Source organism: Streptomyces sp. NPDC059989 (assembly GCF_042736975.1).
Lineage (GTDB): Bacteria > Actinomycetota > Actinomycetes > Streptomycetales > Streptomycetaceae > Streptomyces.
Genome location: NZ_JBHWUO010000012.1, coordinates 165,997 through 189,499, shown reverse-complemented (window position 1 = coordinate 189,499; position 23,503 = coordinate 165,997). Strand labels below are relative to the sequence as shown.

Annotated in this window: 20 protein-coding genes; 13 read left to right on the top strand and 7 right to left on the bottom strand. The window is 69.2% G+C overall.

The annotated features are described in order from the left end of the window. A partial coding sequence (locus tag ACFWBN_RS13755) for an RICIN domain-containing protein (protein ID WP_385175609.1) occupies window positions 1-320 on the bottom strand: 320 nt, incomplete at its 3' end. A 295-nt stretch (window positions 321-615) separates the two neighbouring features. Between ACFWBN_RS13755 and ACFWBN_RS13750 the strand changes: the two genes are divergently transcribed. The 13 genes from ACFWBN_RS13750 (at window position 616) to ACFWBN_RS13690 (ending at window position 16,894) form a co-directional block, all read left to right on the top strand. Beyond that, window positions 616-2,166 (top strand): sigma-70 family RNA polymerase sigma factor, encoded by a 1,551-nt coding sequence (locus ACFWBN_RS13750; protein ID WP_385175606.1) that lies wholly within the window; start codon window positions 616-618, stop codon window positions 2,164-2,166. Window positions 2,167-2,773: 607 nt separating this feature from the next. Further along, window positions 2,774-5,146 (top strand): non-reducing end alpha-L-arabinofuranosidase family hydrolase, encoded by a 2,373-nt coding sequence (locus ACFWBN_RS13745; protein WP_385175603.1) that lies wholly within the window; start codon window positions 2,774-2,776, stop codon window positions 5,144-5,146. 274 nt (window positions 5,147-5,420) lie between these two features. Then, window positions 5,421-6,332, top strand: coding sequence for a MerR family transcriptional regulator (locus tag ACFWBN_RS13740; protein ID WP_385175600.1), 912 nt, complete (start codon window positions 5,421-5,423; stop codon window positions 6,330-6,332). 119 nt (window positions 6,333-6,451) lie between these two features. Then, window positions 6,452-7,027, top strand: coding sequence for a hypothetical protein (locus ACFWBN_RS13735; protein ID WP_385175597.1), 576 nt, complete (start codon window positions 6,452-6,454; stop codon window positions 7,025-7,027). Between the two features lie 220 nt (window positions 7,028-7,247). Beyond that, a complete protein-coding gene (locus tag ACFWBN_RS13730; RefSeq protein ID WP_385175594.1) occupies window positions 7,248-7,913 on the top strand; it encodes a response regulator in 666 nt (221 codons plus the stop codon). Continuing rightward, entirely contained in the window at window positions 7,910-9,031 is a 1,122-nt protein-coding gene (locus tag ACFWBN_RS13725; RefSeq protein ID WP_385175591.1) for a sensor histidine kinase, read from the top strand. Before ACFWBN_RS13730 ends, ACFWBN_RS13725 begins: the two co-directional genes overlap by 4 nt. Before the next feature lie 164 nt (window positions 9,032-9,195). Further along, a complete protein-coding gene (locus tag ACFWBN_RS13720) occupies window positions 9,196-10,434 on the top strand; it encodes a cation:proton antiporter (RefSeq protein ID WP_385175588.1) in 1,239 nt (412 codons plus the stop codon). Between the two features lie 258 nt (window positions 10,435-10,692). Continuing rightward, complete coding sequence (locus tag ACFWBN_RS13715) at window positions 10,693-11,271, top strand: SigE family RNA polymerase sigma factor (protein WP_385175585.1); 579 nt, start codon at window positions 10,693-10,695, stop codon at window positions 11,269-11,271. A gap of 279 nt (window positions 11,272-11,550) precedes the next feature. Continuing rightward, window positions 11,551-11,709, top strand: coding sequence for a hypothetical protein (locus ACFWBN_RS13710; protein ID WP_385175581.1), 159 nt, complete (start codon window positions 11,551-11,553; stop codon window positions 11,707-11,709). A 241-nt stretch (window positions 11,710-11,950) separates the two neighbouring features. After that, entirely contained in the window at window positions 11,951-12,526 is a 576-nt protein-coding gene (locus tag ACFWBN_RS13705; protein WP_385175578.1) for a TerD family protein, read from the top strand. A 129-nt stretch (window positions 12,527-12,655) separates the two neighbouring features. Continuing rightward, window positions 12,656-13,237 carry a TerD family protein gene (locus ACFWBN_RS13700; protein WP_385175575.1) on the top strand — a complete coding sequence of 194 codons (582 nt, stop codon included), beginning with the start codon at window positions 12,656-12,658 and terminating at the stop codon, window positions 13,235-13,237. Between the two features lie 202 nt (window positions 13,238-13,439). Beyond that, a complete protein-coding gene (locus ACFWBN_RS13695) occupies window positions 13,440-14,672 on the top strand; it encodes a DUF418 domain-containing protein (protein WP_385175572.1) in 1,233 nt (410 codons plus the stop codon). A 434-nt stretch (window positions 14,673-15,106) separates the two neighbouring features. Beyond that, window positions 15,107-16,894, top strand: coding sequence for an ABC transporter ATP-binding protein (locus ACFWBN_RS13690; protein WP_385175569.1), 1,788 nt, complete (start codon window positions 15,107-15,109; stop codon window positions 16,892-16,894). 132 nt (window positions 16,895-17,026) lie between these two features. On the opposite strand, the gene ACFWBN_RS13685 is transcribed toward ACFWBN_RS13690, so the two are convergent. Genes ACFWBN_RS13685 through ACFWBN_RS13660 form a run of 6 tightly spaced genes read right to left on the bottom strand, consistent with a single transcriptional unit; the run spans window position 17,027 to window position 23,496 of the window. Beyond that, window positions 17,027-18,514, bottom strand: a complete 1,488-nt coding sequence (locus ACFWBN_RS13685; RefSeq protein ID WP_385175566.1) for a non-reducing end alpha-L-arabinofuranosidase family hydrolase — start codon at window positions 18,512-18,514, stop codon at window positions 17,027-17,029. Beyond that, the gene (locus ACFWBN_RS13680) at window positions 18,514-19,209 is read right to left on the bottom strand and encodes a cupin domain-containing protein (protein WP_385175628.1); all 696 of its coding nucleotides are present in this window, start codon (window positions 19,207-19,209) and stop codon (window positions 18,514-18,516) included. The genes ACFWBN_RS13685 and ACFWBN_RS13680 overlap by 1 nt, the downstream gene beginning before the upstream one ends. Further along, window positions 19,206-20,066, bottom strand: a complete 861-nt coding sequence (locus tag ACFWBN_RS13675; protein ID WP_385175563.1) for a PmoA family protein — start codon at window positions 20,064-20,066, stop codon at window positions 19,206-19,208. Before ACFWBN_RS13675 ends, ACFWBN_RS13680 begins: the two co-directional genes overlap by 4 nt. Then, on the bottom strand, window positions 20,063-21,109 hold the full coding sequence (locus tag ACFWBN_RS13670) for a Gfo/Idh/MocA family protein (RefSeq protein ID WP_385175560.1): 1,047 nt from the start codon (window positions 21,107-21,109) through the stop codon (window positions 20,063-20,065). The genes ACFWBN_RS13675 and ACFWBN_RS13670 overlap by 4 nt, the downstream gene beginning before the upstream one ends. Continuing rightward, window positions 21,106-22,146, bottom strand: a complete 1,041-nt coding sequence (locus ACFWBN_RS13665; RefSeq protein ID WP_385175557.1) for an endo-1,4-beta-xylanase — start codon at window positions 22,144-22,146, stop codon at window positions 21,106-21,108. Before ACFWBN_RS13665 ends, ACFWBN_RS13670 begins: the two co-directional genes overlap by 4 nt. Before the next feature lie 30 nt (window positions 22,147-22,176). After that, window positions 22,177-23,496 carry a glycoside hydrolase gene (locus ACFWBN_RS13660; RefSeq protein WP_385175554.1) on the bottom strand — a complete coding sequence of 440 codons (1,320 nt, stop codon included), beginning with the start codon at window positions 23,494-23,496 and terminating at the stop codon, window positions 22,177-22,179. Between the last annotated feature and the right edge of the window lie 7 nt (window positions 23,497-23,503).

Below are 23,503 nucleotides of genomic sequence, written 5' to 3'. Positions count from 1 at the left end.
CCGCTGTTGCGGTTCACCAACTCGTAGTATCCATCCCCGGTGGACCTCAGCCTCCACTGCTGGTTGGCGGTGTTCTGGTCGGTCCACTGCTGGATGCGGGTGCCGTCGGCGGTGGAGAAGGCGTTGACGTCCAGCGCCTTGCCGCTGCGTACGGAAACCAGCCGGTAGTAGGCATCGCCGTCGACCGTAGCGGCCTGCGAGTCCTCCTGCACGAACAGGAGATACGGCACGAGGACGGCGGGCGCACCGAGCAGCAGACCGGTCGCGGTCCAGCGACGGCGGTGACGCCCGCGGCGTCCGCCGTTCGTGGGGTTCTTCATGGGGGGGTGTTCTCCTTGCATGCCACCGGAGGAAAGGTGGATACGGCTGCCGGACGGCCGGATCCGACTCCTTGTGGTCACAGGCCCCGCAAAGGGTTGCCTTGAGCCGGGAAACTTTTACAGGTCACCTCGAGGTGCGGGTAGGCGTTGATCAGTGGCCGGGTTTGACGCCTGGTGCTGCGGCTCGAACACGGACGTCAACCCCGGCCCAGGGCACAGGCTTTGCCCGCATACCCTTGCCGACGTCAAGGTGTTGCGCCGTGCGCGGCGGATCGCTCCCCTGAGGGAGGCGGGAATGGGTCTCATGGATACGGATCACACGGGGCTGGTTGTCGCGGCGCAGGCCGGTGACGATCGGGCGCGCGAGGAACTGATCGCCGCGTACCTGCCGTTGCTCTACAACATCGTCCGGCGAGCGCTGAACGGCCAGGCCGACGTCGACGACGTCGTCCAGGAAACCCTGCTGCGCGTGGTGCGCGACCTGCCTGCCCTGCGTGCGCCGGAGAGCTTCCGGTCCTGGCTGGTGTCGATCACGCTCCGCCAGATCAATACCCACTGGCACCGACAACGCGCCTTCGCCGGCCGGACAACGGCCATCGACGAGGCACTCCGGATACCGGACGCCGGCGCCGAACTTGAGGACATGACGATCCTGCGTCTGCATGTGTCGGACGAGCGCCGTCAGGTCGTCGAAGCCGGCCGGTGGCTCGACCCGGACCATCGGGTGCTGCTGTCGCTGTGGTGGCAGGAATGCGCCGGATTGCTGAGCCGTGACGACATCGCCGCCGCGACGGGGCTCACTGTCGCCCACGTCGGAGTGCGCCTGCAACGCATGCGCGAGCAGCTGGACCTGAGCCGGACGATCGTCGCCGCGCTGGAGGCCCACCCGCGGTGTCCGCAGTTGGGTGAGACCGTCGTCGGCTGGGACGGTCTCCGTACATCGGTGTGGCGGAAGCGAATCGCACGGCACACCCGCGACTGCCAGGTCTGCATGGCGACGACGACCAAACGGGTCCCTGCTGAACTCCTGCTCCTCAGCCTCGCGCCTCTGGCCGTCCCGGCCGGACTCGTCGCCGCGCTGGCCGCCAAGGGCCTGCTGTCGGGTACGGCCGCGAGCGCCGCCGGGCTGGCCACGGCACCCGTCGCCGTCGGCACGGCGACGGGTGGAGGCAGTCTGCACAGCTCGCTGATCGCCAAACTCCATGCGGTGACCGCTCATCCGCTGGTGGGCCTCGCCACCGGCGCGGTGCTCATCGCCGGGACCGCCACCTACGCGACCTGGCCCGAACCGGCGCATCGGGCGCCCGCCGTCATCGCCGCTCCCACGGCCGGCAACCCCACACCGATCCCGTCGAGCACCACGACGTCGGCCGAACCGTCCCCGGTGAATCCGTCCGCCGACGCAGGCACTGTGCCGCTGGGCGCACAAACACTGGAGTCCGTGGACGAACCCGCCCTGTACCTGGCGTATGCCGGCGACTTCGCGACGCTCGGCCGGGTCTCCGCGTCCAGCAGCCCGCAGACACGGCAGCGGGTCACGTTCACCGTCCTCCGGGGGCTGGCCGACGCACGGTGCGTCACCTTCCGCGCCGCCGACGGCCGCTATCTGCGCCATCGTGAACTTCGGCTTCGGCTGAGCACCGACGACGGCAGCCAACTGTTCCGTGAAGACGCCACTTTCTGTCCCCGCGCCGGGTCGGTCGCCGGGTCGGTGACCCTGCACGCGCACAACTATCCCGGATCGGTCATCCGCCACCGCGACAGTGGCATCTGGCTCGACGGCTCTGACGGCACACGGGCCTTCGCCGACCAGGCTTCCTTCATCGTGCGCAGGGGCCTCGGCTGAGAACCGCTCCCTGAGCATTCTGGACCGAGTCGCGCAGTGACGGCCGGTGACCCTGCACCGCGACCTCGCACCACGCCGTTCTCAGCCCGGCAGTGAGCCGATTGCTGCGCCGGATCCCGCTTCGAGCCGCGTTCGTCGACGGCTTCCTCGCCGTGACCTGCCTGAAGTCTGATCGTCGCAACCCCCACCCGTGCCGCTCCTGGAACCGTCACTGGTGATCAGGGTGGCGCGCCCTTTCCACAAGGGCGACCAGACTGCGAGGCCTGGCATAACGCTTTTTTCCTGCGAGATGCATCACTGAGAAATCGTCGGGGCGGCGCGACTTTTTTGTTACGCGACCACGAATTCGAAGGCCTCCACTTTGTGGGGTGTCCTTCCCGCCGTTCACCACGCGTGCCGGCGTTACAGGTTCCCCCACTTCCCCTTCGATGTATCTCCTGAAGAGAGCGCCTCCCATGACCCGACACACCCACGAACACCGGGCGACCGGTACGCAGGAACGGCGCCACGTCCTGCACCGCACCCACCCCGCGGCGGACCATGCCGTACCGGCCGATGCGCACACGATCACAGCGCCGAGGGCGACCCGCGATCCCCGAGGAGAATCATGAAGGGCCTGCACCGGCTCGGCCGGCGCCGCCGGACACTGACGATAGGACTGTCGGCCGCGGCGCTGCTGGCCAGTGTCGTGACGCTTCTCCCCGAGTCTGCCGGAGCGGCGAGCCTGGGTACGCAGGCGACCCCCTCGGGCCGGTACTTCGGCACAGCTGTGGCCGCCGGCAGGCTCGGCGACCAGCGGTACGCCGCGATCTCGGACCGGGAGTTCAACATGATCACCCCGGAGAACGAGATGAAGTGGGACGCCATCGAACCGTCCCGCGGCACATTCACCTTCGGCCCCGCCGATCAGATCGTCAACCGTGCCGCGGCACACGGCCAGCGCCTGCGCGGCCACACCGCGGTCTGGCACTCGCAGCTCCCGTCCTGGGTCAGCTCCATCGGCGACGCGAACACGCTGCGCAGCGTGATGAACAACCACATCACCACCTTGATGACCCACTACAAAGGCAAGGTCTACGCCTGGGACGTGGTCAACGAGGCGTTCGCCGACGGCTCCACCCAGCACCGCAGCTCGGTGTTCCAGAACGTGCTGGGCAACGGCTTCATCGAGGAAGCGTTCCGCACCGCCCGGGCGGCCGACTCCTCGGCCAAGCTCTGCTACAACGACTACAACATCGAGAACTGGTCGGACCCCAAGACCCAGGGCGTCTACAGCATGGTCAAGGACTTCAAGTCCCGCGGCGTGCCGATCGACTGCGTCGGGTTCCAGAGCCACTTCGGCACCGGCGGCCCTCCGTCCAGCTTCCAGACCACCTTGTCCAACTTCGCCGCCCTGGGTGTTGACGTCCAGATCACCGAGCTGGACATCGCCCAGGCGTCGCCCACCCATTACGCCAACACGGTCAGGGCCTGCCTGTCCGTGGCCCGGTGCACCGGCATCACGGTATGGGGCATCCGTGACAGCGATTCCTGGCGCAGCGGCGAAAGCCCCCTGCTGTTCGACAACAACGGCAACCCCAAGGCCGCCCACACCGCCGTCGTGAACGCCCTCAAGGCCGCCTCCGCTACCACCGGCGGGACCAGTACCGGGGCGATCAAGGGCGTCGCGTCCGGTCGCTGTATCGACATCAACGGTTCCACCACCGTCAACGGAACCCAGGCGCAGCTGTGGGACTGCCACGGACGAACCAACCAGCGCTGGACCTACACCTCCGGCAAGCAGCTGATGATCTACGGCAACAAGTGCCTGGACGCCAGGGCCAAGGGCACCAGCAACGGCACCGCGGTGGTCATCGAGGACTGCAACGGCGGCGCCGGCCAGCAGTGGAACATCAACACCAACGGCACGATCGCCGGCGTCCAGTCCGGGCTGTGCCTCGACGCCGTCGGCGCGGCCACCGCCAACCGCACCAAGATCCAGCTGCACTCCTGCTGGTCCGGCGGCAACCAGAAGTGGACCGGCCTGTCCGGGACACCGGCCCCGACAACGCCTGCGCCGACGGGCGGCACGTGTGCTCTTCCGTCGACGTACCGGTGGACTTCGACGGGTGCGCTGGCGCAGCCGGCGAACGGGTGGGCCTCGCTGAAGGACTTCACCAACGTGACGTACAACGGCAAGCACCTGGTCTACGGGTCGAACTTCTCGGGATCTTCGTACGGCTCCATGATGTTCGGTCCCTTCACGAACTGGTCGGACATGGCGTCGGCCGGCCAGTCCGGCATGAGCCAGGCTGCGGTGGCGCCCACCCTGTTCTACTTCGCGCCCAAGAAGATCTGGGTGCTGGCGTACCAGTGGGGCGCATGGCCCTTCATCTACCGCACGTCGAGCGACCCCGCCAACCCCAACGGCTGGTCCGCGCCGCAGGCGCTGTTCACCGGAAGCATCCCCCGCACCGACTCCCCCACCGGCCCGATCGACCAGACCCTGATCGCTGACGACCAGAACATGTATCTGTTCTTCGCCGGTGACAACGGCAAGATCTACCGGGCGAGCATGCCGATCGGAGACTTCCCGGGCAACTTCGGCTCCTCGTACACGACGGTCATGAGCGACACGCCGGACAACCTGTTCGAGGCGCCGCAGGTCTACAAGGTCAAGGGCCAGAACCAGTACCTCATGATCGTTGAGGCGAGGGGCGCGAACGGGCGCTACTTCCGCTCGTTCACGGCCTCCAGCCTGAGCGGTGCGTGGACCCCGCAGGCCGCCGGCGAAAGCGACCCCTTCGCGGGCAAGGCCAACAGCGGTGCCACCTGGACCAACGACATCAGCCACGGTGACCTGGTCCGCGAGAACCCCGACCAGACCATGACCGTCGACCCCTGCAACCTGCAGTTCCTCTACCAGGGCAAGTCCCCCACCGCCGACGGCCCCTACGACCAACTGCCGTACCGGCCAGCTGTCCTCACCCTGCAGCGCTGACCTGCCCGATCCACGTGATCGTGATGCGGAGCGGCCTGCCTGCGCGGAGACGAGCGGTTTACGGCACGGGCAACTCCACCTGCTGACCGATCCTCACCGCCTCGAGGAACCCCAGCCGTGCGTCGGCTGGGGTTCCTCTCTTCTGTGCACTTTCATCGTGCGTACGGGCCGAAGCACCACGAAAGCGGCGGAAGCCCCTCGACGTCGAGATCCACCGGCTCGCGCGCCCGGGGCGCTTGAGTCTCCAGCGGCTGGAAGGTCCAGGATCTGGCCCATGGAAGACGAATGCCCCAACATGCTCACCATCGGCCGGCTCGCACACCGCACCGGCCTTCCGGTGCGCACCCTGCGCTTCTGGTCGGACCAGGGAGCGGTGCCGCCCGCGGCCCGCTCCGCGAGCGGCTACCGGCTGTACGACGCCGGGTCCGTGGCTCGCGTCGAGCTGGTACGCACCTTGCGGGAGCTGGGCCTCGGGCTCGACGACGTGTGCCGCGTCCTGAGCGGCCGCACCACGGTCGCCAAGGTCGCCGAGGCGCACGTGGCCGCGCTCGACGCGCAGATTCGCTCCCTCAAGGTGAGCCGGGCCGTCCTGTCCACCGTTTCGAAACGTGGTTCGACCGCTGAGGAGACAGCACTGATGAACCGGCTGGCACGGCTTTCCGCCGCCGAACGCAAACAGATCATCGACCAGTTCAAGGAGGAGGTGTTCGGCTGTCTCGACGTCGATCCGCGCCTGCGTGACCGCATGCGCGCCTTCAGCATCGAACTGCCCGATGACCCCACACCCGAGCAGGTCGACGCCTGGATCGAACTGGCCGAGCTGGTGCGCGACCCCGGCTTCCGCACCCGGATGCGCACCATGCTGGAGCTGAGCACCCCGGTCCCCGGGCGGAGTCGTGCCCCCGGGGCGTCAATCTGGTGGGCCAGGCAGGTCGTGCAGACCGTCGCGGAGGCCAGAGAACGCGGCATCGCCCCTGAGGGACCGGCAGCGGCCGAAGTGCTGTCCGAGCTGTTCGGCGACGCCGATCGGGCCGCCGTGCTGTTGTGCCTGGAGGCCGGGATCGAGGCAGGGGCGGAGCGGTACCGCAGGCTCGTCGCCCGCGTGCGCGGTCAGCATTCGTCTCCCGACGCGACCGAGGAGCTGGAGTGGCTGGCGCGAGCCCTGCGTGCCGTGGATCAAGCCTGACCGGCCGTACTGCCCCTGCCCCGCACGGGTTGAGGCGAAGTGACCACCGGTTCGATGCGCGCCGCCGCGTTCTCCTGCAAGGGCTACGCGTTCGACGCGCTGGACGGAGGTGCGTCCCGGTGAGATGGCTGACGCTGTACGTGCGCTCGCGTCAGGTACCCGCGTCACTCGCCGCGGTGGTGATCAGCACGGTGGTGGTGTGGGCACTTGCCCGGGACGGCAGCGGGGGGCCCGGTGATCCGCGGATACCCGCGCTCGTGATCGTCGCGGGGGCGACGGCGGCCTCGATCGGGCTCGGCGGGCAAGACGTCGCGCTGGACCGGACGGCCGCGATCCGCTGGGTACCGCGAAGAGCGGCACACGTACTGTTCTTCGGCGCGGTCGTCGGCACGGTGCTGCTGACCGTGCAGACCACGGGCGAGTCCATGGCCACTACCGCGTTCGTCGTCCGGGACAGCGCGGGCCTGATGGGACTGGTCGCCCTCGGCGCGGCGCTCTCGGGCGGCCAGTACGCCTGGACGCTGCCGTTCGCCTGGCTCGCGTTCTCGTTCTTCGCCCCGCCCCCGACGAGTGCGCCGATGCAGGTGGCGACCTGGATGCTGCTGCCACCCAGCACGGCAGCGGGCACCTGGACGGCCCTGGTTCTCACGGTCGCCGGCACCACGGCCTACGCCGTCGCGGGACCGAGACGGTAACCGGGCCGGGCCGTTGCGGTGACCATGTCTCACGTTCCCGCCCCAGGCCGGAAATTTGCCGGTCGGCGCCGTATCGGACACGTACCGACGCCTCCGCCGACCGGCGGGAACGGACCCCCCGACCGGCTGGAACCGGGCTCGCGACCTCGCCGGGGATGGCGAGGGACCTTAGGGTCGGTCGGGTACGACGGGGATCGATTGACGACGGGGTGCGACGCACGTGATTCGGGTAGTGGTGGTGGATGACGAGGCGCTGGTCCGATCCGGTTTCGGCCTCATCCTGGGCGCGGCGGACGACATCGAGGTCGTCGCCACGGCGTCGGGCGGGGATGCCCTCGACACCGTGCGGGAGCATGGTCCGGATGTCGTCCTCCTCGATATCCGGATGCCGGACGTGGACGGCCTCACGGTTCTGGCTCAGCTGCGCGCCCTGCCCGCTCCCCCTGTTGTGGCGATGCTCACCACCTTCGACACCGACGAGTACGTCCTCACGGCCCTCCACTCGGGCGCGGCCGGTTTCCTCCTCAAGGACACCGAACCGGATCAACTTCCCCAGCTGGTCAGGACGTTGGCCGCCGGTGGAGTGGTGATGTCCTCCAAGGCCTCCCGGAGCCTGCTGCGCACGCATCCTGCTGCCGGGCTTGCGGCCGTGGACGAGGAGGCGGCCCGCGTGGAGCGGCTGTCCGACCGGGAGCGGGACGTGCTCGTGCTGCTGGCGGAAGGTTTGTCCAACGCCGATATCGGAATCCGTCTTCACCTGGGCACCGGCACGGTCAAGGACCACGTCAGTGCCATCCTCACCAAACTGCGGGTGGCCGGCCGGGTCCAGGCGGCGCTGCTCGCCCAGCGGGCCGGGCTGCTGGATGCCGGTCGGGAAGGCCGGTGAGCGCCGCGGCTGAGGGGAAACGGCTGTGGAACCGGGTACCGCCACCTGCGCGGGATGCCGCTCTGGTCGCCCTCGCCGCGCTGGACGCATGGCTCAGTTTCTGGGACGGCACCCCGCTCGGCCTCGCACTCGCCGCGATCGCCTGCGGCGCCCTGGCCGTGCGCCGGCGGTTCCCGCTGGCCGCCTTCCTGCTCACCCTGCCGGCCACCCTGGTCCAGGACATCCTGGTCGCCCCGGTCGCCGCCCTGTACACCCTTGCCGAACGCTCGCGTGACCGTCGTCTGCTCGCCGTATGCGCCTTCTTGTCCGCGGCCGCCATGGCGGTGGCGATGCAGTCTGACCCAGAGAACAGCCGGGCATGGACGCTGATCTACTTGCTGTACAACCTGGCCACGGCCATCGCTCCGGTCCTGCTGGGCCAGCTGGTCCAGGCACGCAGGGACTTGGCACGGCGCCTGGTGGAGATCGAGGAGGCGCGGGAGCACGAACGCGAGCTGCACGCACAGGCCGTCCTGGCCCGGGAACGCGCCCAGCTGGCCCGCGAGATGCACGATGTCGTCTCCCACCAGGTCAGCCTGATCGCGATTCAGGCCGGAGCCATGCAAGTGGCGGCCAAGGACGCTGACAGCAGGGAAGCGGCACGCACCATCCGCTCCCTGAGCGTGGATACGCTCGACGAGCTGCGCACCATGGTCACGCTGCTGCGCGCCTCCGGCGGAGCCACGACGGAACTCACCCCGCAGCCCACCCTCGCCGACCTGCGCAGACTGGTGGCGTCCAGCGGCATCGAAGCGGAGCTCACGGGCGATCTCCCAGCCTCTGTGGGCACGCCCGCCCAGCGCGCTCTGTACCGCACGGTGCAGGAAGCACTGACCAACGTCCGCAAACACGCCCCCGGAGCCATGGCGACCGTCGAGCTGTGGCACGACGGCGACGCCGTCGGCGTGACGGTCACCAACAGCGCGCCGTCCCGCACCTCCCTGCCCCTGCCCGGCGCACACCTGGGCCTGCTGGGCCTCAAGGAGCGCGCCGACATCCTGCACGGCACCTTCGAGTCCGGCCCGACCAACGAGGGCGGCTACCGGGTGCGGATGCGCATCCCGTCCCGCGCGGACTGACCCGCGCAGCCCACCGCGCACGGGGAAGTCCGGTCCATCGGCAGTGGGTAATCCCGCCGGTCGGTGCACGTTCCGCGTGCGTGCGAGCGCCGACATGCACGGGCGGCCGGCTCCTTCTTCGCCCCATAACTCGTCACGTTCTGTGCCCCGAATCAGGAATCCAATTGCTCTTCACCGTGATCGTGATTACTGCTGCGGCCGCCGGGTGGTCGCTCGTGGCCGGATGGCTGGAGCTGCGGCACATCAGGGCCCCTCTGGTGCTGGTCCTCGCGGGGATCATCACCGGACTGTTCACCCAGAACGAGATCGCCGCCACCTTGAACTCCGAGGTCGCCCAGCACGTGGCCGAGGTCATCCTGGCGGTCCTGCTATTCGTCGATGCGACCGAGCTGCCGGGCGGGCGACTGTTCGGCAAGGATCCCGGCGCGGCCGCCCGGGCACTGCTGGTGGCGCTGCCCCTGAGTCTGGCCGCGATGGTCCTGCTGGGCTCGCTGCTGCTGCCCGCGCTGCCTGCGCTGCTCCTCCTGCTGATCGCGTGCGTCATCGTTCCGACCGACTTCGCCCCGGCCGAGACCCTGGTACGCGACACGCGCATCGCCGCACGGGTGCGCAACGTCCTCAACGTGGAGAGCGGTTACAACGACGGGATCGTGTCGCCCATCTTCCTGTTCGCTCTGATCCTGGCCGGTGCCACCGCACAGGCCCACACCCCCATGCAGGCACTGGGCACGGCCGTTCCGTCCGCGGCGAAGGCACTCATCGTCGGCATCATGCTGGGGCCACTGCTGGCGTGGTTGATGAACTCGGCCGACCGCATGCACCGGATGACCGAACAATCACGCCGGATCCTCGTGCTCCTCGCACCCCTGCTCGCCTACACCGTGACCGTGGCGGCCGGCGGCAACGGCTTCGTGGCCTCGTTCGTCTGCGGCATCGCCTTCCGTTACGTCCGACAGGCCCCGACCCGGCGAGGGGGTGCCCAGGCCCCCGACGCCTCGGACTTCCGGCTGATCGAGGACACCAACTCGATCATGCCCATGTGCATGTGGTTCTTCTTCGGAAACGCCGTGGTGCTCGCACTGGGCGAGGGCGTCCACTGGCCCACCGTCGCGCTCTGCGCCGCCGCACTCACCGTCGTCCGCATCGTTCCGATCCTGCTCGCCTTCCTCGGCTCGGACTTCACCTGGCGCGAACGGCTCATGGTGGGAGCCCTCGGACCACGCGGCACCACCTCGATCGTGTTCGGGCTGATCGCCTTCAACACCCTCCCCGACGGGCCCTACGCGGACACCGTCCTGTACGCGACGACACTCACCGTGCTCGGCAGCGTTCTGCTCCACGGCGTCGGCTCTACCACCATCGCCCGCCTTCTCACTCGGCCCCCCTGCTCCGTCGGCCCCTGAGACCACGACCCCGGAGCGGACCGCGTCATGAACCCGCGCCGGGGCTGAGACTGGGGGCCCGGCCCCTTTGACCTCCACATGGCGGGGCGCGCTCCGCCAGGTGGAGGATGGGCTCCGGACGCCCGGCGGATACCCCCACGACCTGCCCTTGAACGAGGTTTGCAAGGCAGGGCACGACCACGCCGCCCTGCCTCCGGCGGCCGCTCTCCCTCCACTTGTGCGGGCGCACGCCGGCCCCGGAACGAGGAGGACGCGGAAGTGTTCAGCGGCAACAAGGCTCTTCGCTTCGAGGAGTACGTACGGCTCAGGCAGGACGCGCTGCTGCGCACGGCCCGCCGCCTGGTTCCTGACCCCGTGGACGCCCAGGACCTGCTCCAGACCGCCCTCACGCAGACCTTCGTCCGATGGGACCAGATCGCCGACAAGAATCTCGCGGACGCCTACCTGCGCCGGGTGATGATCAATACCCGGACGGAGTGGTGGCGGGCCCGCAAGTTCGAGGAAGTGCTCACCGCACACGATCCCGACACCAGCGTCCAGGACGACACGGACCGGTACACCGACCGCGCCCTGCTCCTCGACGTCCTCGGCATACTGACCCCCCGGCAGCGCAGCATCGTCGTACTGCGCCACTGGGTAGAGCTGAGCACCGAGGAGACCGCGCAACTGCTCGGTCTTGCGACGGGCACGGTCAAGAGCACCCTGCACCGGGCGCTGATCCAGCTCCGGAAAGAGCTGGAGGAGCGCGAGCGGGACTTCCACGCCGGAGGCGGTGCCCGCCCGCCGGAGCGCGGAATCGCGTGGCCCCGCCACAAACCGCTGTCCGCTGCGGCATGACCTCCGCCACCCATCACACCGTGGCCGACCCCCGGTCCTTGGGCCCCGGCCTGCTGACGCGGGCCCGCCAGGTGACGGGTGGCGCACCCGCCGGTCGGCGGGGAGAACCGGACACCTGTGGGATACCGCCCACCCAGGGCGGCACGTGAGTCTGGAGTTCCGCAAGAGGAGAGATTCCCGGACGACCAGCCCCTACCAGGGCGGTCTGGACCGTCCGGCGGACGCCATCCCCGACACCTGGCCGGCGCGTCGGCCGAGCGCAGAAGCATGGAGCCCCCGATGTCGATCACCACCCGCACCCTGCTCGCCGGTGCTGCCGCCGCGGCCATCGCCGTCCTCGTCGCCGTCCTTGCGATGACGAGCGACAGCGCCCGGTCCTACATCCACGACTACGCCCGCATCCAGCTCCGCGTCGCGGTCGGTGTGCCCCTCCCCTGATCCCCTCCGTCCGGCCCCGGCGCCTTCGTCCTCGACCGCGAACATCCCCCGTCGCAAGGACCGCCGCGCCACCGACGGCGGCGAGTCGGACACCGCCGAGCGGACCCCTTCCGCGTCCGCCGCGTGAAGCCCCGGGCGCGGTGACGCACCTGGCGGCGCCCGCCCCCGCAGATGTGCCCACCGGCACCGGCCCGCACCGTCGGGCCGGGCCGGATCCCACCAAGAGCAAGGAGAGAGCCCCATGGGTGTTTCGCTGTCCAAAGGCGGCAACGTATCGCTGAGCAAGGAGGCCCCGGGCCTGACCGCGGTGCTGATCGGCCTCGGCTGGGACGTGCGCACCACGGCCGGCGCCGATTTCGACATCGACGCGAGCGCGTTGCTGTGCGACGAGAGCGGCAAAGTACCCTCCAACTCGCACTTCGTCTTCTACAACAACCTCAAGAGCCCGGACGGTTCGGTCGAGCACACCGGCGACAACCTCACCGGTGAGGGCGAGGGAGACGACGAGGTCGTCAAGGTGAACCTCACGGCCGTTCCGGCCGACGTGGTGAAGATCGTCTTCCCGGTCTCCATCCACGATGCCACCGCACGTTCGCAGAACTTCGGCCAGGTGCGGCAGGCATACATCCGGGTGGTGAACGAGAACGGCGGGGCCGAGCTCGCCCGATACGACCTGAGCGAAGACGCCGCCACCGAGACCGCCATGGTCTTCGGCGAGCTGTACCGCAACGGCGCGGAGTGGAAGTTCCGCGCCGTCGGCCAGGGCTACGCCTCCGGCCTGACCGGCATCGCCCAGGACTTCGGCGTCAGTCTCTGACACCGGAGCAACCCAGCCCCCGCCGCCCGCGCCGTTCACGCAGAATCCCCCCTCCGCGTGCGGGCGGCGGGCCCCACCGGGCCGCCGCACTCGCCCGGCCCCAGCCCCCCATCAATCCCGGGAGCCTTCATGTCCGTAAACCTCGCTAAAGGCCAGACGATCAGCCTGGCCAAGTCCGACGCGACCCCCCTCATCCGGGTACGCATGGGCCTGGGCTGGCAGGCAGCCCAGCGCAAGAGGTTCCTCGGAAAACTGATCGGGCCCAAGGAGATCGACCTCGACGCCTCCGCACTGCTGTACTCGGGCCGGGAGGTGCTGGAGGTCGTCTACTTCAATTACCTGGACAGCGCCTACGGTGCGGTGAGTCACTCAGGCGACAACCGCACCGGCGGCGACGGCCCGGGGGACGACGAAGCCATCACCGTCGACTTCACACGGGTCCCCCCGGAGGTCGATCAGATCGTCTTCACCGTGAACTCCTTCACCGGGGCGACCTTCGACGAGGTCGGACACGCCTACTGCCGTTTGGTGGACGACACCACGGGCGGCGAACTCGCCCGCTACACCCTGTCCGGCGGGGGCTCCCACACCGCCCAGATCATGGCCAAGGTCGTCCGCCTGCCCGAGGGCTGGCAGCTGGCAGCCATCGGCGAACCCGCCGCCGGGGAAACCTTCCAGGCGCTCCTGCCCGCCATCGACCGGTACCTGTGACCGTGCGATAGACGGGCTGGAGGGCTGAGGGCAGGCGGGGTGATGCGCACGCCTTGCGCATCACCCCGCCGACCGTCCGATCCTGCCGGACCGGTCGAGGCACGGCCCCGCCGGTCGGCGGGGTGGTCACCGCCGACCGGCGGTGCCGTTACCGAAGCCTGCCGGATGGCCCGACTCCTGGCATCACCGCGAGATTCTCCCTATGACACAGATACAGCCGCCCCAGGAGACGTCGCCTCCTGAGCCTCGAACCTCGCCCGAGCCCGCCGTGCCGGCCCCGGGCAGTCCCTCGCTGGAACGCCTCGTCGGGGTGGACCTGGCCCGCGCTTTGGCGGTGTTCGGCATGTACGTCGTCCACATCGGCCCCCCGCTGTCGGCCACGGACGGCGTCGCCAGCTGGGTCCGGTACCTGGCCGACGGTCACTCATCGGTCCTGTTCGCCACCCTCGCCGGGTTCTCGCTGATACTGATCGCCGGCCGTCGGGAGCCGAAAACCGGTCTGGCCGGCCGGCAGGCGAAAGCGCGGATCGCGATCCGCGCCGTGGTCCTGCTGGCGCTGGGCACCGCCCTGTCGATGGAGTACGGGGACGTGGTCATCCTCGCCTTCTACGGTGTGTACTTCCTCCTCGCCCTGCCCCTGGTGCGACTGTCCGCCAGGACGCTGGCGATGATCGCGGCCGGGCTCGCACTGGTCACCCCGCAGCTGGCGTTCGTCCTGAAGTCCCTGCTGAGCGAGTCCGTCCAGCAGAGCGTCAACGCCTACGACCCGCTCGAGAAGCTCAGCGACGTGGGAGTGCTCGATCTGCTGCTCACCGGCTTCTACCCGACGATCACGTGGATGCCGTTCGTGGTCGCCGGGATGGCGCTGGCCCGCCTCGACCTGTCCGCCACCACCGTCCAGCGGCGCCTGGCCGCGCTCGGTGCCGCCCTCACCGTGGCCGCGTACGGCATGTCTCTGCTGCTCGCGGGCAAGGACGCGCTGCGGAGCATGGCGGAGGGCGGCAAGTCGTCCGGCGGCTCCGAGGCGGCGTCCTCCGGCAGCGGATCCTTCGACGCCCAGGGGTCGGCCTCGGATCTGTTGTCCGCCGGGCCGCACAGCGGCACCACGTTCGACATCATCGGCAGCGTGGGCGTCGCGATCCTCGTGATCGTGGGCGCGACAGTGCTCATGGACCGTCTCCCGCTCCTGCACCGCCTGGCGAAACCGGTCATCGCCGTGGGCGCCATGTCCCTGACGGCGTACGTCGGCCACTTCATCGTGCAGTCCGTAGTGGGCATACCGACCGGCGAAAGCAGCCAGGTGTCCTGGGGGCCCGTGCTGACGTTCATCCTCGGGGCGATCGTGTTCGCCGCGCTCTGGTCCCGCTTCTTCCGCCGCGGACCGCTGGAGTATCTGCTCAACGCCGCCACCAAACCCGCCGAGTACATCCCATGAGGTCAGGGGTGGCGCCCCTCATGCCCCACCCCGGCCCGCGGCTCAACGCCCTTCCTCTCAAGTGGGCACACCCTGGGGGGTGTGCGCCAGCCACTTGGGGGATGGGTCCGGATGACTGCCGGGTACCCGTGGGCTTGCCCCTCGACGAGCCTGGACGCATGAACGACAAGCGAGTGGACCGGGATGGCCGCGCACCAGCCCCGGACGCCCCCGGCACGCCGCCCTGCAAGAGGTGCGCGACGGGCAGGTGCTTGTCGCACGGACACCTCAGGGGCGGCCGGGAAGCCGGCCTCCTCGCTTTGCTCGCTGTGGCCGGAATCCTGGCGGTCCTGCGGCCCCGATGACGCGCGGCACGACCTGGTGCTCCGATCCACGACCGCAGTGACCGGACGACCGGAAGCCCCGGACGACCAGACGACAAAAAGGGACCCACCATGACCGCGACCGACCCGTCGGCCGCCGACACCGCACGCCTGACCGCCCCGAAGACGTTCCAGGCGCTGTACGCCCACTTCCGACCGCACCGCAAGGCCGTCGCGCTCGCCGCCCTGCTCACCCTGATCGGGGCCGGGAGCGGGTTGCTGCAGCCCCTGGCCACGAAGGTCCTCGTCGACCGGCTGGGCTCCGGTGAGACGATCAGCAGGATCCTCCTGGCCCTCACCGCACTCGTACTACTGGGCGCGGTGGTCCAGGCGCTCGGCGCGTACGTGCTGGAGCGGACCGCGGAGTCGGTCGTGCTGGCCGCCCGCCGCACCCTTGTCGGTCGACTGCTGCGGCTGCGCCTCACGGAATTCGAGCGGAACCAGCCGGGCGACCTGATGTCCCGGGTCACCTCCGACACGACGCTCCTGCGTGCCGTCACTACCCAGGCGATCGTCAACGGTGCCACGGGTGCCGTGACCCTGGCCGCGGCCATCGTCATGATGGCCCTCCTGGACGCCGTACTGCTCGGCGTCACCCTGGCTGTGGGGGTGCTGATCGGCGGGGCCGTCGCCCTGGTGATGCCCAGGATCGCGCGGGCCACCGAGCGTGCGCAGGAGGCGGTCGGGGAGGTCTCCTCCGTCCTTGAGCGGATCTTCGGTGCGCTGCGGACGGTCAAGGCGTCAGGTGCCGAACAGCGCGAGAACGCGATCGCCGACGCGGCACTGCAGCGGTCGTGGCGGCACGGCGTGACGAGTGCGAAGTGGGAGGCGGTGGCGGAGGGGTCGGTCGGTCTGGCCATGCAGCTGTCGTTCCTCGCGGTGCTCGGGGTCGGCGGGGCACGCGTGGCCTACGGGGCGATCCCCGTGTCGACTCTGATCGCCTTCCTGCTCTACCTCTTCTGTGTCATCGAGCCGGTGGACAGGCTGGTCGAGGCGGCCTCCAAGTACCAGGAGGGATCAGCGGCCATCGCCCGCATCGCCGAAGTGGAACGGCTTGAAACGGAGCCCCTGGAACAGGAGCGCACCGAGTGGCCCGGGACATCGGCGGCGGTCGACGGCCCGGCGTCGGTCCGCTTCGAGGACGTGAGCTTCCGCTACCGCGATGACCTTCCGCCCGACCACCACCAGGTCGATTTCGAGGTGCGGAGCGGCGGGATGACGGCCTTCGTCGGCCCCTCGGGGGCGGGCAAGTCGACGATCTTCGCGCTGATCGAGCGGTTCTACGAGACAACCGGAGGCCGGGTTCTGATCGACGGCAAGGACGTCCGGGACTGGTCGCTGCCGGAGCTGCGGGGTGCCATCGGATACGTGGAGCAAGACACGCCGGTCCTGGCCGGGACGCTGCGGGAGAACCTGATCTTCGCAGCGCCCGACGCGACCGACCAGGACATCCACGACGTCCTGGTCCGGGCGAAGCTGGACATGCTGGTGAACCGCCTGCCGCAGGGACTGGAAACCCCGGTCGGACACCGCGGCACCAAGCTGTCGGGCGGCGAACGGCAGCGCATCGCGATCGCCCGAGCCCTGCTGCGCAAACCCCGGCTGCTGCTCCTGGACGAGGCGACCTCGCAGCTCGACGCCGTCAACGAACTGGCGGTACGCGACGTCATCACGCAGGCCGCCCGGACGACCACCGTCCTCGTCGTGGCACACCGCCTCTCAACGGTGACCCACGCCGACCGGATCGTGGTGATGGACGCAGGACGCGTACGCGCGGTGGGCACCCATACGGAACTGCTCGACCAGGACAGCCTGTACGCACGCCTGGCGGCCACCCAGTTCCTGGGGCCGGCACGGTGACTCAGCGCCGTACTGCCATCCCCGTCCGGGCGCACGGTGACGGGCCCTTGACCCCGTGCACCCGGGCGGGCTCGGCCTTCCGCCGAGCCCGCCACGCCGGCTCCACTCCGGAGCCGGACCCGTGTCACGTCGTTAGCGCTGCCGTGTCAGCAGACCTGGCCGGTAGGGCCATTGGCCGTAGTCGCCGCCGGAGTTGGGGTCGCGTCCCTGGTAGAGGAACTGCAGGTTGCAGGGATCGACGGTCAAGGTCTGATCGGCGCTGGTGCGGATCAGTTCGCCATGGCTGATGTCGTTGGTCCAGGTGGCACCACTGTTGGCCTTGCCGGCGAAGGGGTTGCTCTCGGTCGCGGCCTGGGGTGTCCATGAGCCGTCCAGACTGGTGGCCGTGAACGAGCGGAAGTAGCGGCCCTGCGAGCCGATCGCCTCGACGATCATGAGGTAGCGGTCCTGGCCCTGGAGCTTGTAGACCTGCGGGGCTTCGAACAGGTTGTTCGTCGTATCGCTCATGACCGTTGTGTACGCCGAGCCGAAACTGCCCGGGAAGTTCCCGATCGGCATGCTGGCCCGGTAGATCTTGCCGTTGTCACCGGCGAAGAACAGGTACATGTTCGTGCCGTCAGCGATGAGCGTCTGGTCGATGGGTCCTGTTCCGGAGCCGGTGATGCTTCCGGAGAAGAGCACCTGCTGTGCGGACCAGCCATTGGGGTTGGAGGGGTCGCTCGACGTCCGGTAGGAGAAGGCGCTTCCGCCTCCCCACTGGTAGGCGAGCACCCAGATGTTCTTCGGCGCGAAGTAGAAGAGCGTGGGCGCGACAACGGAGTTCGACATCGTGTTCTGGCTGGCCGAGGCCATCTCCGGCCAGTTGCTGAACAGGCCGAAGTTCATCGAACCCCAGCCCGCTCCCGTTCCCGCGGCGCCGTGCGTCGTCGCATAGACGAGATGCTTGCCGTTGAAGGGGACGACGGTGAAGTCCTTGAGCGAGGCCCACCCGGCCTTGGGCTGCGCCAGCGCGCCCGTCGATGTCCAGCGGTAGGTCGAGGGGAGACTGCATGAGCCGGGAGGGTTGCCGCCGCCGACCTTGACGAGCTGCCACTGCTGGTTGGTGCCGCCCCAGTCGTCGTACTGGACGATGTTCGCGTTGTCGGCGGTGGAGCCGCCTTGTACTTCCAGGGCCTTGTTGCTGTGGCGCGCGATGAACCTCACGTAGCCGTCCGAGCTGTCGGCCAGCCGCCACTGCTGGTTGCTCCCGTTCACGTCGGCCCACTGGACGATCGAGGTGCCGTTCGCGGTGGACCCGTTCTGGACGTCCAGCACCTTGCCGGAGTGGCGGGACTTGATGCGGTAGTAGCCGCCGCCGGAGTCGACGAACTGCCACTGCTGCTGGTTCTGATCGTTCCTGGTCCACTGGGTGATGCGGGCACCGTCGTTGGTCGCCAGGTTGTAGACGTCCAGGGCCTTGCCGCTGTTGCGGTTGACCAGCACGTACGAGGCGTTGGGGTCGACGGTCGTCGCGGCCCCGGCGGGCTGCACACTGAGGAAAGTGGCCAGGAGCAGCAATGGCGCGAGGACGGCGAGCAGGCGTCGTCTCAGGTGGACCGCGGACGGATGGCGAAACCACATCAGAAGAGCTCCTTTGGGGGGTCAGGGACGGGATAGGTGTGAAGGCGGCCGCACATGCCGAAGCTTTGGTGCTCCGGGCGCTCCAGTCGTGACACTTCGCCGTGGTCGAGGTGAGAGAGGTCTCCGGCCTTCAGCCGTTCCAGCTGACGGCTGGTCGTGAGGGCTGCGGCCAAGGGGCCGTCACGCCAGCGGATCCACCAGGCGTCCAGGAGCTCACTCTTCAGGCGGTGGGCCGCGATGTGGAACTCCTGCAGCCCGCCCTTGCGCAAGGCCAGGAAACCCTCGAGTGCCAGGTCACGGCGGCGGCGCGCTGCCGCGGAATGGTCGCCGGCCAGGGCGGCCGCCGTCTGGTAGGCGTGGGGATCGGCCAGCACAGGAGCAGGGAAGGTGAAGACGGCGTCGCCTGCCTCGGGGAGTCCGCTGTTCTGCATGAGCACCACGAGGCGCAGGCCGCCGTCGTTGACGAGGCGGTGGATCGTGCCGGGGGTGAACCAGACGACATCGCCGGGGTGCAGCGGGGTATCGGCGAAGCCGGAGGTGGTGAGAGTCTGGACGCTGCCCGCGCCGCCGATGACGACGTACGCCTCGGAGCAGACGAGGTGCATGTGGGGCGTGCCGCCGCACAGCCCGTCGGCGGCCTCCCAGTCGTACACGGTCAACCCGGAGATCCCCACGCCGCCGGGGAGCGGGGTCACCACGAGTGTTCCGCGGTATGGCGGGACAGGCGCCTGGAGGTCCATGCGCCGTTGGCCACGACGATCCGGTAGCGGCGCGACAGGGTGTCGCCCGGGGCCAGCGGCAGTTCCTTGTCGAACGCCAGAGACGGGTTGACGGCTGGGATGGGCACACTGCGGACGAACCAGTGGCAGGGGGCGTCCGGATCGTCCATGAACAGGAGCGTGGAGGAGCGGTCGACCTCGTCGTGCGTGCCGATGAAGGCCAGCCAGTCGCCCTGCTCGCCCATCGCGGGGCCGATCACGTCGCCGCCGGTGAAGTCGCGCGGGCCGCGCCAGAACAGGCCGGAGTATCCGGCGAGCTCTCTGCCCTGTGTGCTGGGGCTGCCGAACATCAAATCGGTGTCGAGGACGTTGGTCAACGCGGTGGTGACGTCCAGCGTCCAGGAGTCGGCCTCGACGTCGTGTGCGGTCAGCGTGCGGCGCTCGTCGATCCAGTGCTCCCCCGCCATCGTGTACCAAGCCAGGTTCTCGATGATCACGGCGTGGCCGTGGCCCGTTTCGGCGGACAGGGTGAGGCTGCGCATCGTGCCGAGGTTCGGCAGGTCCACGTAGCCCTGGCCGCGCAGGTAGGTGCCGCCGCCCCAGAAGTTCTGCCCCGACACCCACGACGCCGTGATCTGAACGCCCTTGTGCCAGCGGTGGTCGTGCGGCCGGTATCCGGTGACCACGTCGCCGGCGAGCGTGCGCACCGGATGCAGGTAGGGCTTCGGCGCCTCGAAGGGGGCCATCACCGGCCGGTGCACGTACCGGAAGAGGTCGACGTCGCGAGCCCGGACGATCAGCGAGTCCTCGTTCTCGAGGAGTTCGAACGTCATCGGAACACCCCCGGGTGCCCTCCGTTGAGCGCACCGTAGAACGGGTCGGCCGCGTCGATCTCTCCGCGCCGGACCGGCACGCCGGTGATCGCGGCCTTGTACAAGGCGGTGACCAGTTCCATGGTGGGCCTGCCGAGGTCGGGCCGGATCCCCGCCTCGTAGCCGTCCAGGAAGGCCGCGAGCTGGGCGGTGTGCGAGCTGGGCAGGTCGTCCGGCGGCTCCCACTTCACGCGGGACGACCTGGTAGTGAACGTCCAGTCCGCGTTGGAGTAGCCGTACAGATGCCGCAACTCGACCGTGGCATCGGTGAGATCGAAGCGCAGGTAGCTCTCCTCGCGTGGGGACAGGACACTGTTGACGACCGTCGCGATGGCTCCGTTGTCGAACCGGACCAGGGCCGCGGACACGTCCTCGGTCTGGACGTCGCGCTCGAGACGGCCGGCCATCGCGCGTACCTCGGCCCATTCACCGAGCACCGCGAGCATCAGGTCCATCTGGTGGATGCCGTGGCCCAGCGTCGGGCCACCGCCCTCGCTCTCCCAGGTGCCTCGCCAGGGCACGTCGTAGTACGCGTCGTCGCGGTACCACGCCGTGACGCACTGCGCGACCAGCGGACGGCCCAGTGTCCCGGCCGCGATCCGGTCGCGCAGATACCGGGCCCCCGATCCGTACCGGTGCTGGAACACCGCGCCCGCGACGCCGGGCCCCTCGGCGGCACGGATCCGGTCGAGCTCGGCCAGCGACAGCGCCACCGGCTTCTCACACCACACCCACGCCTGTGACTCCAGGCAGGCCACGGCCTGGTCGGCGTGCAGGAACGGAGGCGTGCACAGGTGCACGAGGTCCGGCCCCTGCTCCTCGAGCATCGTGTGCAGGTCGGTGTAGACCGCGGGGATGCCGTGTTCGGCCGCGAACGCCTCGGCGCGCGCGGCGTCCACATCGACGGCTGCCACGATCTGGGCACGGTGCGCCTGCGTCCGCAGCGCGGGAACGTGGCAGATGCCCGCGATCCCGCCCGTTCCGACGATCGCCGTTCTTATCATCCGCCCAGCACCTCCTTGATCGAGTGATAGGCGGGCTTCGGCAGCAGGTTCTCGTCGTAGGGCAGCGCTGCGCCCTCGCCGGGGAAGACGGAGGGGATCCACGAGTACTTGTCCGTGTAGTCCCAGATGGTGACGCCGACGCATTTCTTGACCGCCAGGCAGGCCTTGACGTAGTCGGCGTACCAGGTGGCCTGCGTGGCGAGCTTCTCCGGGGTCGCGGGGAGGGCCATCCGGATGTCGAGCTCGGTGATCGCGACGTCGACCCCGAGGTCGGCGAAGCGCTGCATGTTCTGCTGGATGTCGGCGGGGAAGCCGTACTGGAGCGCCAGATGGCCTTGGATGCCGAAGCCCTCCACCGGGACGCCGCCGGCCTTCAACTGCTTGATCAGGGTGTAGTAGGCGTCGCTCTTGGGGCCGATCCCGTCGACGTTGTAGTCGTTGAGGTACAGCTTGGCATGCCGGTCGGCCTCGTGGGCCCAGCGCAGGGCGTCGGCGATGTAGCCGGGGCCGAGCGTCTTGTAGAAGAGCGTCTCGCGGTAGGTGCCGTCTTCGTTGAAGGCCTCGTTGACGACGTCCCAGTGGATCACCTGGCCCTTGAAGTGCCGGACCACCGTCTGTATGTGGTTCTTGAGGATGGCGCGCAGCTCGTCGGCGGTCCAGGTGCCCTCGGTGAGCCAGACGGGGAGCTGGTTGTGCCATATGAGGGTGTGGCCGCGGACCTTCTGGTGGTGGGCCTTGGCGAACCCGACGACCTCGTCGGCGGCGGTGAAGTCGAAGACGCCGCGCTCGGGCTCGGTGGCGTACCACTTCATGGCGTTGCCGGGGGTGGTCTGGCCGAATTCGCTGCCGAGGAGCTTCAGATAGGCGGCGTCGGTGAACTCGGGGTTGTCGGTGGCGGAGCCGAAGTACTTGTGGTGCTTCTTGGCCAGTTCGCCGAGCGTCCTGGGACGGGGCTCGGCGGCTGCGGGCGCGGCGGCGAGACCGGCCGCCAGACAGACGGCAGCGGACAGAGCGGTGAGAATCCGGGACATTGACATGACGGACTACTCCTCCAGCGATGGGCGGTTTCAGTCGAGGACGATCGTGGTCAGCGCGCGTGGGGCGAGCGTCGCCTTGAGGGTCGTGCCGTGCGTGGAGACGATGTCGGCCGGGGTGATCGAGCGGGTCTCGTCGGTGACGTAGCCGTCGGGGCGGCGGTCGTGCCCGCCGCGGAGAGAGAACTCGGCGGAGCTTTCGGTGGTCGCGGTGTTGAGGATCTCGATCACGCGGCTGCCGTCGGTGTTGCGGAAGGCCGTGATCTGCAGTGCCGGGTCGGCGTTCGTGACCGGCACGCGGACGGCGCCGGGGCGGATGAACCGGCTGAAGGCGGCCAGCGCCCAGTACCGCTTGGACACCCGGTAGTCGTCACCGGGGTTGGCGAGCTGGATGAGCCCTCGGGTCGCGCCGAGGGACGCGCCGGTCCAGTAGACGTAGGCATTGGCGTTGCCGACGGTCAGGGTGTTCTGGATGTCGGCCGCGACGGTGAGACCGTCGTAGCCGCTGCCGTCGTCCCAGTTCTCGTTCCAGGTGGTACCGTCCGGCGACCATTCCGACATCCACACGCGCTTGTCGGTCGGCTGCGCCACCTCGGTCGGACCGCTGTAGCGGTGGCCGGTGATGGTCCGCACGGCCTTGCCGGCCGCGGGGTCCGCCTCGATGGCCTCGGTGTAGGCGACCTGCCGGTCCCAGCCCGCGGCGTCGCAGCAGACCACCCCGGACTTCAATCCGGACGCGCGGACGGTCGGTCCGAGCACCTTGAGGAAGTCGACGGCCTGCTGCGGGGTGAACCGCATCGAGGCGTAGGTGGCCGTCCAGTCGGGTTCGTTGGTGAACCCCAAGTCGGTGATCCCGATGCCTTCCTGCCCGTAGAACTTCGCGTACTGGACGAGGTAGTTCGCGTAGGCCTGACGCCATTCGGGCCGCAGCTCGCCGCCGTCGTTCTCGCTTCCGTTGGTCTTCATGAAGGCCGGGGCGCTCCAGGCGTCGGCGAAGAACCGTTTGACGCCGTAGTCCTTGGCCTCCTTGGCGAGCCAGACCTGGCCGCCGTCCCAGCCGTCCCAGACGTACTTCGGCGTGGCGTCCGGCCCGCCGGGATCGGCCGGCAGGATCGTTGGCATGTGGTCGTAGACCCTGTCGGTCGACGACCCGATGCCCAGGCGCAGGATCGAAAGGCCCGCTCCCTTGTCCTTACTGAGCAGTAGGTCGAGCACCTCGCGCTGCCTGGCCGGGCTGAGGCCGCGTGCGCCGTGCAGCAGGTCGGCCCGCTGGAAGGCCATCGAGAAGCCGAATCCGTCTATGGGCTGGAGCTCGGCGCGGAAGTCGATGCCGGGTCGCGCGGGGGCGGCCACGGCCTGC

Bases quoted from the DNA above. Each gene is read 5' to 3' on its own strand.
- ACFWBN_RS13675 (WP_385175563.1), bottom strand. From the start codon at position 20,066: ATGACGTTCGAACTCCTCGAGAACGAGGACTCGCTGATCGTCCGGGCT.
- ACFWBN_RS13690 (WP_385175569.1), top strand. From the start codon at position 15,107: ATGACCGCGACCGACCCGTCGGCCGCCGACACCGCACGCCTGACCGCC.
- ACFWBN_RS13710 (WP_385175581.1), top strand. From the start codon at position 11,551: ATGTCGATCACCACCCGCACCCTGCTCGCCGGTGCTGCCGCCGCGGCC.
- ACFWBN_RS13695 (WP_385175572.1), top strand. From the start codon at position 13,440: ATGACACAGATACAGCCGCCCCAGGAGACGTCGCCTCCTGAGCCTCGA.
- ACFWBN_RS13665 (WP_385175557.1), bottom strand. From the start codon at position 22,146: ATGTCAATGTCCCGGATTCTCACCGCTCTGTCCGCTGCCGTCTGTCTG.
- ACFWBN_RS13740 (WP_385175600.1), top strand. From the start codon at position 5,421: ATGGAAGACGAATGCCCCAACATGCTCACCATCGGCCGGCTCGCACAC.
- ACFWBN_RS13700 (WP_385175575.1), top strand. From the start codon at position 12,656: ATGTCCGTAAACCTCGCTAAAGGCCAGACGATCAGCCTGGCCAAGTCC.
- ACFWBN_RS13705 (WP_385175578.1), top strand. From the start codon at position 11,951: ATGGGTGTTTCGCTGTCCAAAGGCGGCAACGTATCGCTGAGCAAGGAG.
- ACFWBN_RS13670 (WP_385175560.1), bottom strand. From the start codon at position 21,109: ATGATAAGAACGGCGATCGTCGGAACGGGCGGGATCGCGGGCATCTGC.
- ACFWBN_RS13685 (WP_385175566.1), bottom strand. From the start codon at position 18,514: ATGTGGTTTCGCCATCCGTCCGCGGTCCACCTGAGACGACGCCTGCTC.
- ACFWBN_RS13745 (WP_385175603.1), top strand. From the start codon at position 2,774: ATGAAGGGCCTGCACCGGCTCGGCCGGCGCCGCCGGACACTGACGATA.
- ACFWBN_RS13750 (WP_385175606.1), top strand. From the start codon at position 616: ATGGGTCTCATGGATACGGATCACACGGGGCTGGTTGTCGCGGCGCAG.